The organism is Kitasatospora sp. NPDC004289 (assembly GCF_053602875.1).
Genome location: NZ_JBSGEL010000141.1, coordinates 1 through 7918, shown reverse-complemented (window position 1 = coordinate 7918; position 7918 = coordinate 1). Strand labels below are relative to the sequence as shown.

10 protein-coding genes are annotated in these 7918 nt (G+C 73.3%); 2 read left to right on the top strand and 8 right to left on the bottom strand.

Annotation, left to right across the window (positions count from 1 at the left end):
* Positions 1-175 precede the first annotated feature (175 nt).
* Positions 176-988, top strand: a complete 813-nt coding sequence (locus tag ACWEPF_RS39195) for an SURF1 family cytochrome oxidase biogenesis protein (RefSeq protein ID WP_452176425.1) — start codon at positions 176-178, stop codon at positions 986-988.
* Positions 989-1015: 27 nt separating this feature from the next.
* On the top strand, positions 1016-1777 hold the full coding sequence (locus ACWEPF_RS39190; protein WP_449796544.1) for an SDR family oxidoreductase: 762 nt from the start codon (positions 1016-1018) through the stop codon (positions 1775-1777).
* A gap of 136 nt (positions 1778-1913) precedes the next feature.
* Here ACWEPF_RS39190 and ACWEPF_RS39185 read toward each other — a convergent pair whose 3' ends face one another.
* The 8 genes from ACWEPF_RS39185 to ACWEPF_RS39150 form a co-directional block, all read right to left on the bottom strand.
* Positions 1914-2537: an alkaline shock response membrane anchor protein AmaP gene (locus tag ACWEPF_RS39185; RefSeq protein WP_452176424.1), complete on the bottom strand. Its 624-nt coding sequence runs from the start codon at positions 2535-2537 to the stop codon at positions 1914-1916.
* Positions 2534-3079: a DUF6286 domain-containing protein gene (locus tag ACWEPF_RS39180; RefSeq protein WP_452176423.1), complete on the bottom strand. Its 546-nt coding sequence runs from the start codon at positions 3077-3079 to the stop codon at positions 2534-2536. The genes ACWEPF_RS39185 and ACWEPF_RS39180 overlap by 4 nt, the downstream gene beginning before the upstream one ends.
* Entirely contained in the window at positions 3069-3386 is a 318-nt protein-coding gene (locus tag ACWEPF_RS39175) for a hypothetical protein (protein ID WP_345290761.1), read from the bottom strand. The genes ACWEPF_RS39180 and ACWEPF_RS39175 overlap by 11 nt, the downstream gene beginning before the upstream one ends.
* Positions 3383-3574, bottom strand: coding sequence for a hypothetical protein (locus ACWEPF_RS39170; protein ID WP_345290762.1), 192 nt, complete (start codon positions 3572-3574; stop codon positions 3383-3385). The genes ACWEPF_RS39175 and ACWEPF_RS39170 overlap by 4 nt, the downstream gene beginning before the upstream one ends.
* A gap of 23 nt (positions 3575-3597) precedes the next feature.
* Positions 3598-4074 (bottom strand): Asp23/Gls24 family envelope stress response protein, encoded by a 477-nt coding sequence (locus ACWEPF_RS39165; protein ID WP_345290763.1) that lies wholly within the window; start codon positions 4072-4074, stop codon positions 3598-3600.
* A gap of 267 nt (positions 4075-4341) precedes the next feature.
* Entirely contained in the window at positions 4342-5148 is an 807-nt protein-coding gene (locus ACWEPF_RS39160) for an enoyl-CoA hydratase/isomerase family protein (protein ID WP_452176422.1), read from the bottom strand.
* Positions 5149-5408: 260 nt separating this feature from the next.
* Positions 5409-5642 carry a helix-turn-helix domain-containing protein gene (locus tag ACWEPF_RS39155; RefSeq protein ID WP_452176421.1) on the bottom strand — a complete coding sequence of 78 codons (234 nt, stop codon included), beginning with the start codon at positions 5640-5642 and terminating at the stop codon, positions 5409-5411.
* Between the two features lie 357 nt (positions 5643-5999).
* A complete protein-coding gene (locus ACWEPF_RS39150; protein ID WP_345290766.1) occupies positions 6000-7598 on the bottom strand; it encodes an ABC-F family ATP-binding cassette domain-containing protein in 1599 nt (532 codons plus the stop codon).
* Between the last annotated feature and the right edge of the window lie 320 nt (positions 7599-7918).

Genomic DNA, 7918 nt, shown 5'->3' with positions numbered 1-7918 from the left:
CGAGGAACTGCGCGAGTCCGGAAGGCGGACCGGCGTGGGATCGGGGCAGGCGAGCCAGTTGCACGTGGTGCCGTTCCCCCGCGCGCAGTTCCTCGCGCCCCTGGGTCGCTGCCCTGCCGACCCACTTGCGGACCCCGGTGTGTGATCGCGGTGTGAGTGCGCGTAGTTTGCCGATGTGTACCGTTTTCTGCTGTCCCGGCGCTGGGCGCTGATCGCCCTCCTCGTGCTGCTGCTGATCCCGACCATGGTCCGGCTGGGCTTCTGGCAGTACCACCGTCACGAGGCCCGGGTCGCCCGGAACGAGCTGATCGCGCAGAGCCTGACCGCCCCCGCCGTCCCCTTCGACTCGTTGTCGCGCCCCGGTGCGGCCGTCCCGAAGGACCTCACCTGGCGGACCGTCAACGCCACCGGCCAGTACGACCCGGCGGCCGAGTTCGTGATCCGCAACCGCACGGAGCCCGGCGGCAGCAGCATCGGCTACTTCGTGATCACGCCCCTCCGGCTGGCCGACGGCGCCGGCACCGTCCTGGTCAACCGCGGCTGGGTGGACTCGGCCGGGGACGCCACCAGCTACCCCACCGTCCCGGCCCCGCCCGCCGGCCAGGTGAGCGTCACCGGCCGGCTGCGCGCCGACGAGTCCGCCGAGAGCAAGAGTCTCAAGGCCCGCGGCAAGCTGCCGGACCGTCAGTACCAGCTGATCAGCAGCACCGAGCAGGCCGAACGCCTGGGCACCCCCGTGCTCGGCGGCTTCGTCGAGCTCACCGCGTCCTCCCCCGCCCAGGGCGACTCACCGCTGCTGCTCGCCGAGCCCGACCACTCCTCGATCGGCCCGCACATGGCGTACGCCGTGCAGTGGTGGCTGTTCGCCGGCCTGCTGCCGGTCGGCCTGGTGGTGCTCGCCCGCCGCGAGGCCCGCGAGCGGGCGGCCGCCGCGGCGAAGGCCGCCGGGACGGCGGACGTGAACGCACCGGAACCGGTCACTCCCTGACGCTCCGTTTGCGGCAGGATGTGCCCCATGGATCTCGGACTTCAGGACAAGGTGTACGTGGTCACCGGGGCGACCCGCGGCCTCGGCTTCGCGACGGCGCGCGAGCTGCTCGCCGACGGCGCCCAGGTGGTGATCAGCGGCCGCACCAAGGAGGCGGTGGAGACGGCGGCCAACGCCCTGGGCGCCCCGGGCCGGGTGCTCGGCGTGGCGGCCGACAACGCGGACCCCGGGGCGGCGGCCCAGCTGGTCCACGCGGCGGTCAACGAGTTCGGGCGGCTCGACGGCGTCCTGGTCAGCGTCGGCGGCCCCGCGGCCGGGACGGTGCTGGAGACCACCGAGGCGCAGTGGCAGTCGGCCTTCGAGTCCGTGGTGCTCGGCGCCCTGCGGATCGCCCGCACCGCCGCCGCCTCGCTCACCGAGGGCGGCGTGATCGCCTTCGTGCTCTCCACCTCGGTCCGTCAGCCGGTGCCCGGCCTCGGCATCTCCAACGGCCTGCGGCCGGGCCTCGCGATGGCCGCCAAGTCGCTGGCCGACGAGCTCGGCCCGCGCGGCATCCGCGTCCTGGGCCTGCTGCCCGGCCGGATCGCCACCGACCGCCTGCGCGAGCTGGACGCCCTGAGCGGCGACCCGGAGGCGGCCCGGGCCCGGGCCTCCGCCACCATCCCGCTCGGCCGCTACGGCACCCCGGAGGAGTTCGGCAAGGTCGCCGCCTTCGCGCTCTCCCCCGCCGCCTCGTACCTGACCGGCGTGATGATCCCCGTCGACGGCGGCGCTCTGCGCGCCCTCTGACCCCGCGACCGGCCGCTCCGCCGCAGGGGCAGCCGTCGTCCCGGGCTGTCTCCCGGGCCGTCTCCCACCCGCCGACGGGCAGGACGAGCCGCCTCGTCCCCCGTCGGCGTGCGGGCAGAGGGCCCCGTGCGGGTGCTCAGATCACCCGGGGTCCGGTCCCGGCCCGCCTGGGCGGGGCGGGCGGCCGGACCACGCGCAGCCGCAGCTCGGCCGGGAGGTCCCGGGCCAGCGTGGTGCGGGCGTGGGCGAGCGGTCCGTCGTGCAGGTGCTCCAGGGTCGCGGCCGGGTCCGCGTCCGGGGTGAGCCGGACGGCGGCGCACAGCCGCAGCCGCTTCGGGGTGCCGGTCAACCGGGCCCGTACCCGGGCGACTTCGGGCAGGGCGATGGTCTCGGTCTCCACCGCGTCGGCCAACGCCTTGGCCCGCAGCCGCAGGGTGAGCCCGGGGGCCGCGACGGGCAGGGTGACGGCCGTGGGGCCGCTGCGGCGGGCCTGGGCGAACAGCCACCACAGCCCGCCGGCCACCGCGAGCCCGAGCACCGCGAAGACCACCGGCCACCACCAGGCCTCACCGGACCACCTGGTCCGCGAGGCGTCGCTGAACACCGGCTGGTCCGGCGAGGTCAGCGGCCACCAGGACGGCGGGGTCCACCCGAGCCGCCCGTAGAGGTCCAGTCCGCCGGCCAGCACCAGCACGCCACCCGCCAGCAGGGCCGCGCCGGCCAGCAGCAGGAGCGCGCGGTTGACCGTGGCCCGGCTCATCGGCTCCCCCGTCGGGTCCGTACGTCCAGCCGGTGCTCCCCGGCCAGCGGCACCCGGGCCAGCTCGGCCCGCAACTCCCGCTCCACGGCTGCCGGTTCGGCCGCGCCGTCGATCCGCACCACGGTCCGGCCGCGCCCGGTGCGGACCTTCACGGAGTCCACCCCGTCGATCCGCCGGGCCCACCGGGTGACCAGCGCGGAGACCCCGGCCCGGTCGATCACCGCGCCCGGCCGGGTCAGCGGCAGCCAGCGCCGCTGACCGGCCGTCAGCGCCAGCACCAGGCAGCCCAGCCCGAGCAGTACGGCGGCCCCCGCCGCGATCAGCACCACCGGATCGTCCAGGTGACGCCGCGCCAGCTCGTCGGCGGTCTCCGCGCGCCACGGCCGCGCCGTGCGTCCGGCCCGCACCGCCGCCGCGTCGTACAGCAGCGCCCCGGCGACCACCAGCCCGGCGACCACCACCAGCCCGGCCCAGAAGGTCCGGTCCGAACGCAACCGCCGCGCCGCGGCCGGGGGCCGGTCCCCCGTCAGCTCACCGGCCACGCGGCACCAGCCGCTCCACCACGACCACCACCTCGCCGACGGTCCGCCCGGTCAGCTCCGACAGCCGCTCCTGCACGGCCGCCCGCACCCGCTCGGCCAGCGCCGCCAGATCGGCCGGGAAGGGCAGCTCCACCCCGACCGTCAGCCGCACCTCACCGTGCTGCTCCACCACCGAGGTGCGCTGCACCGTACCGTCGTCCTCGGCCAGCGCCTGACGCGCCGCCAGCGCGGCGAGCCGCGTGAACACCCGGTCGGCGATCCGCAGCTGGCCGCGCTGGGGCGCCGGCACCGGAACCGCGGTGGTCAACGACGCCGGTCCCGGCCGCGCAGCAGCTCGCTCAGGTCGCCCAGTTCGAGGTCACCGTCGATCAGACGGCCGGCCACGAAGCCGACCGCACCGAGCGCGGCCACCAGCAGGAAGGCGGCGAACCCGCCGAAGTACCCGGCGAAGCCCAGGGCCATCCCCACCACCAGCCCGATCAGGCCGAGATTCACGCCGTTCCCCTTCGCTCTCCGGTCTACTGCACCCTGGCCCGACGGCCGCTCTCGGCCTCGGCCTGCTCCTGCTCGTCCTCGTCCGGCTCGTCGGGCAGGTGGACGTCGTTGACGGCGATGTTCACCTCGACCACCTCCAGGCCGGTCATCTTCTCCACCGCCGCGACGATGTTGGCCCGGACCTCGGCCGCCAGCTTGGGAATCACCACGCCGTACTCCACCACCAGGGCGATGTCGATCGCGGTCTGCTTCTCCCCCACCTCCGCCTTGATCCCCCGGCCCACGCTCGACTTCCCGCCGGGCACCCGGTCCCGCATCGCCCCGAAGGTCCGGGAGAACCCGGACCCCAGCGCATGGATCCCGGTCACCTCCCGGGCGGCCATGCCGGCGATCTTCTCGACCACGCCGACGGCCAGGGCGGTGCGGCCACGCTCCTCCGCCGCCGCGGGCTTCGCGGTGTCGTTCTTGGCCAGGGCGGCGGGCGTCGGGCTCTCGGGCATCAGTGGGCTCCTCGCGGTACGGGTCCAGCTATATCGCAAACCAGCCCAACTCTGACATTCCGCCACGGGTCGCGCCCGCTCTGAGGACCGTACGGCCCAAACGACGGCAGGGCAGCACCCCAGGGGCGCGAGGAACTGCGCGATCACGGAAGGCGGACCACCGCTGGATCAGGGCATGTGATCCAGCTGCACGTGGTGCCGTCCCCCTGCGCGCAGTTCCTCGCGCCCCTACGGGGCGCTGCCCTGCCGGAACCTGAGGGTGAACGCTCAGTCGCCGAGGCCGGCGAGGTCGCGGAGGCGGCGGGCCTGAGCGGCGCGTTCGGCGGTGCGCTGCTCGTCGTAGGTGCGGGTGGCCGCGCCCTGGAGGAGGGCCTTGGTCTCGATGACGGCGCTGCGCGGGGCGGCGAGCAGCGCGGCCGCGAGGTCGCGCGCCGCGGCGTCGAGCTCGGCGGCGGGGACGGCGAGGTTGGCCAGCCCGGTGGCCACGGCCTCCTCCGCGCCGACCTGCCGGCCGGTCGCGCAGATCTCCAGGGCCCGGGCGTAGCCGACGAGTTCGGTGAGCGGCTTGGTGCCGGCCAGGTCGGGGACCAGCCCGAGGGAGGTCTCCTTCATGCAGAACCGGACGTCGTCCGCGACCACCCGGATGTCGCAGCCGAGCGCCAGCTGGAAGCCGGCCCCGACCGCGTGGCCCTGGACGGCGGCGATCGAGATCAGGTCGGGGCGGCGCCACCAGGTGAAGGCGTCCTGGTAGGAGGCGATGGTCTCGTCGAGGTCCTTGTCGTCCGCGGCGGCGAGCTGGAGGAAGTTCCGCTCCCCGGGGATGCCCTCGGGAGTGAACATGGCCCGGTCGAGCCCGGCGGAGAAGGAGGGGCCCTCACCCCGCAGCAGCACCACCCGGACGGTGCCGGGCAGGCTGCGGCCGATGGCGGTGAGCGCACGCCACATGGCGGGCGACTGGGCGTTGCGGCGGTCCGGGCGGCAGAGCGTCACCACGGCGGTGTCGCCCTCGACTTCGAGCCGGACCCCGGCCTGCTCCAGGAGTTGCGGGTCGAGGTCGACGGCGGGGCTGGTCATGAGCGGTACCTCCGGCAGCGGGGTGACTGGCTACCGGAGAGTAACAAAAACCGGCACCGCCGGACAGTGCCCGTTCGGGGCCGCCCGCGGTGCCGGGAACGACGATCGGCGGTCCGGGATTCCGGCCGCCGATTCGTCTGGAGCTGGGAGCTGAGTGGTGATGCGTGCGCGTGTGCGGCGATCAGCCGCGTGGTCCTACGGACGTGCCGGCGCTCGGGTCAACTGGCGCTGCCTTGCCGGACCACTGGCCCGACGGTCCGTCAGGAACCGGCAGCGGCAGCGGTCTTGCCCTTGCCTCGGGTGGCACCGCCACGGCCCCGGAGATTGACCCCGGACTCGCTGAGCATGCGGTGCACGAAGCCGTAGGAACGGCCGGTGGATTCCGCGAGCGCGCGAATGCTCGCTCCGGAGTCGTACTGCTTCTTGAGATCGGCCGCGAGCTTCTCACGCGCGGCACCAGTCACCCGGCTGCCCTTTTTCAGAGTCTCGGCCACCCGTGCCTCCTCGTAACTGTGCTGCTCGGTCAGATTCCCATGATCACCCATAGCCAGGCTCCTGGCCACCCATTCGACAAGGTCGATACCGGGAAAGCGCAGTCTGCCGGTCGTGATCGCAGCGCACAAGGGCGCTCACCAAGAGTGCTCGCGCCCCCTCGGACGGCACACGAGGGGATGGGGTGAAGAGAGAAAGAGCTGATCAGCACGGGCGGGCGGGGGGATGAACACCGCCCGGACACGAGTGGAACTCCTCAAACGGAATCCGGGAGTCTCCCATTCCCGGATTCCGTCAGAGACCGGCTTTTCTACGTCGGATTACTGAGGAGGCGTCTACTCGGCCCCTCCCCCGGGCACTCAGGCCAGCGAGACCAGGTCCGCGTAGTCGGCACTCCACAGGTCTTCGACGCCGTCCGGAAGCAGGATGATCCGCTCCGGCTGGAGCGCCTCGACCGCGCCCTCGTCGTGGGTCACCAGGACCACCGCACCGGTGAAGGTGCGCAGCGCGCCGAGGATCTCCTCGCGGCTGGCCGGGTCGAGGTTGTTGGTGGGCTCGTCGAGCAGCAGCACGTTGGCGGAGGAGACCACCAGGGAGGCCAGCGCCAGACGGGTCTTCTCACCGCCGGAGAGCACCCCGGCCGGCTTGTCGACGTCGTCGCCGGAGAACAGGAAGGAGCCGAGGATCTTCCGGATCTGCACCAGGTCGGTGTCGGGGGCGGAGGAGCGCATGTTCTCCAGCACGGTCCGCTCGGGGTCGAGGGTCTCGTGCTCCTGCGCGTAGTAGCCGATCTTCAGGCCGTGGCCCGGGATCACCTCGCCGGTGTCCGGCTGCTCGACGCCCGCGAGCATCCGCAGCAGGGTGGTCTTGCCCGCGCCGTTGAAGCCGAGGATGACCACGCGCGAGCCGCGGTCGATGGCCAGGCCGACGTCGGTGAAGATCTCCAGCGAACCGTAGGACTTGGAGAGGCCGCTGGCGGTCAGCGGGGTCTTGCCGCACGGGGCCGGGTCCGGGAAGCGCAGCTTGGCGACCTTGTCGGAGACCCGGGCCTGCTCCAGGCCGGAGAGCAGCTTCTCGGCGCGGCGGGCCATGTTCTGCGCGGCCACCGTCTTGGTCGCCTTGGCGCGCATCTTGTCGGCCTGGGCGTTGAGGGTGGCGGCCTTCTTCTCGGCGTTGGCCCGCTCGCGCTTGCGGCGCTTCTCGTCGTCCTCGCGCTGCTGCTGGTACTGCTTCCAGCCCATGTTGTAGATGTCGATGGCGGCGCGGTTGGCGTCCAGGTAGAAGACCTTGTTGACGACCGTCTCGACCAGGTCGACGTCGTGCGAGATGACGATGAAGCCGCCCTTGTAGGTCTTCAGGAAGTCGCGCAGCCAGACGATCGAGTCGGCGTCGAGGTGGTTGGTCGGCTCGTCGAGCAGCAGGATGTCGGAGTCCGAGAAGAGGATCCGGGCCAGCTCGACGCGGCGGCGCTGACCACCGGAGAGGGTGTGCAGCTCCTGGCCGAGGATGCGGTCCGGCAGGCCGAGCGCGGCGGCGATGGTGGCGGCCTCGGCCTCGGCGGCGTAGCCGCCCTTGGTGAGGAACTCGGTCTCCAGGCGGGCGTACTTCTTCATCGCGTTGTCGCGGGTGGCGCCCTTGCCGTTGGCCATCCGCTCCTCGTTCTCGCGCATCTTCTTGAGCACGGTGTCGAGGCCGCGGGCGGAGAGGATGCGGTCGCGGGCGAGGACGTCCAGGTCACCGGTGCGCGGGTCCTGCGGCAGGTAGCCGACCTGGCCCGAGCTGGTCACGGTGCCGGCAGCGGGCAGGCCCTCGCCGGCCAGGACCTTGGTGAGGGTGGTCTTGCCGGCGCCGTTGCGGCCGACCAGGCCGATCCGGTCGCCGGGGGCGATCCGGAAGGAGGCGGACTCGATGAGGACGCGGGCACCGGCACGCAGTTCGAGCGCGTTGGCAGCAATCATGGCTGTGGGTACTCCTGGGACTGGCGGGGGCAGCGGACGGCGGGCATCTGGCGGGCGCTGCGCGCGCTAATGCCGGGAGGGAACAGCCATGCGGGCCAGTCTACCGGCAGCCCGGAGGAACCCCGGAAGGGATTAAACCCCCGGGGCGGGGCGCAGCCGGCTACGCCGGGGGCGCGGGGCTCCGCCGGTCTGCGGTTCCGCCGACCCGCAGGGGCCACCAGGGGCGCGAGGAACTGCGCGCGGGGGAACGGCAGCGCGTGCAACTGGCTCGCCTGCCCCGATCTGGCCCTGGTCCGCCTTCCGATTCGCGCAGTTCCTCG

Bases quoted from the DNA above. Each gene is read 5' to 3' on its own strand.
- ACWEPF_RS39185 (WP_452176424.1), bottom strand. From the start codon at position 2,537: ATGAGCCGGGCCACGGTCAACCGCGCGCTCCTGCTGCTGGCCGGCGCG.
- ACWEPF_RS39150 (WP_345290766.1), bottom strand. From the start codon at position 7,598: ATGATTGCTGCCAACGCGCTCGAACTGCGTGCCGGTGCCCGCGTCCTC.
- ACWEPF_RS39165 (WP_345290763.1), bottom strand. From the start codon at position 4,074: ATGCCCGAGAGCCCGACGCCCGCCGCCCTGGCCAAGAACGACACCGCG.
- ACWEPF_RS39190 (WP_449796544.1), top strand. From the start codon at position 1,016: ATGGATCTCGGACTTCAGGACAAGGTGTACGTGGTCACCGGGGCGACC.
- ACWEPF_RS39160 (WP_452176422.1), bottom strand. From the start codon at position 5,148: ATGACCAGCCCCGCCGTCGACCTCGACCCGCAACTCCTGGAGCAGGCC.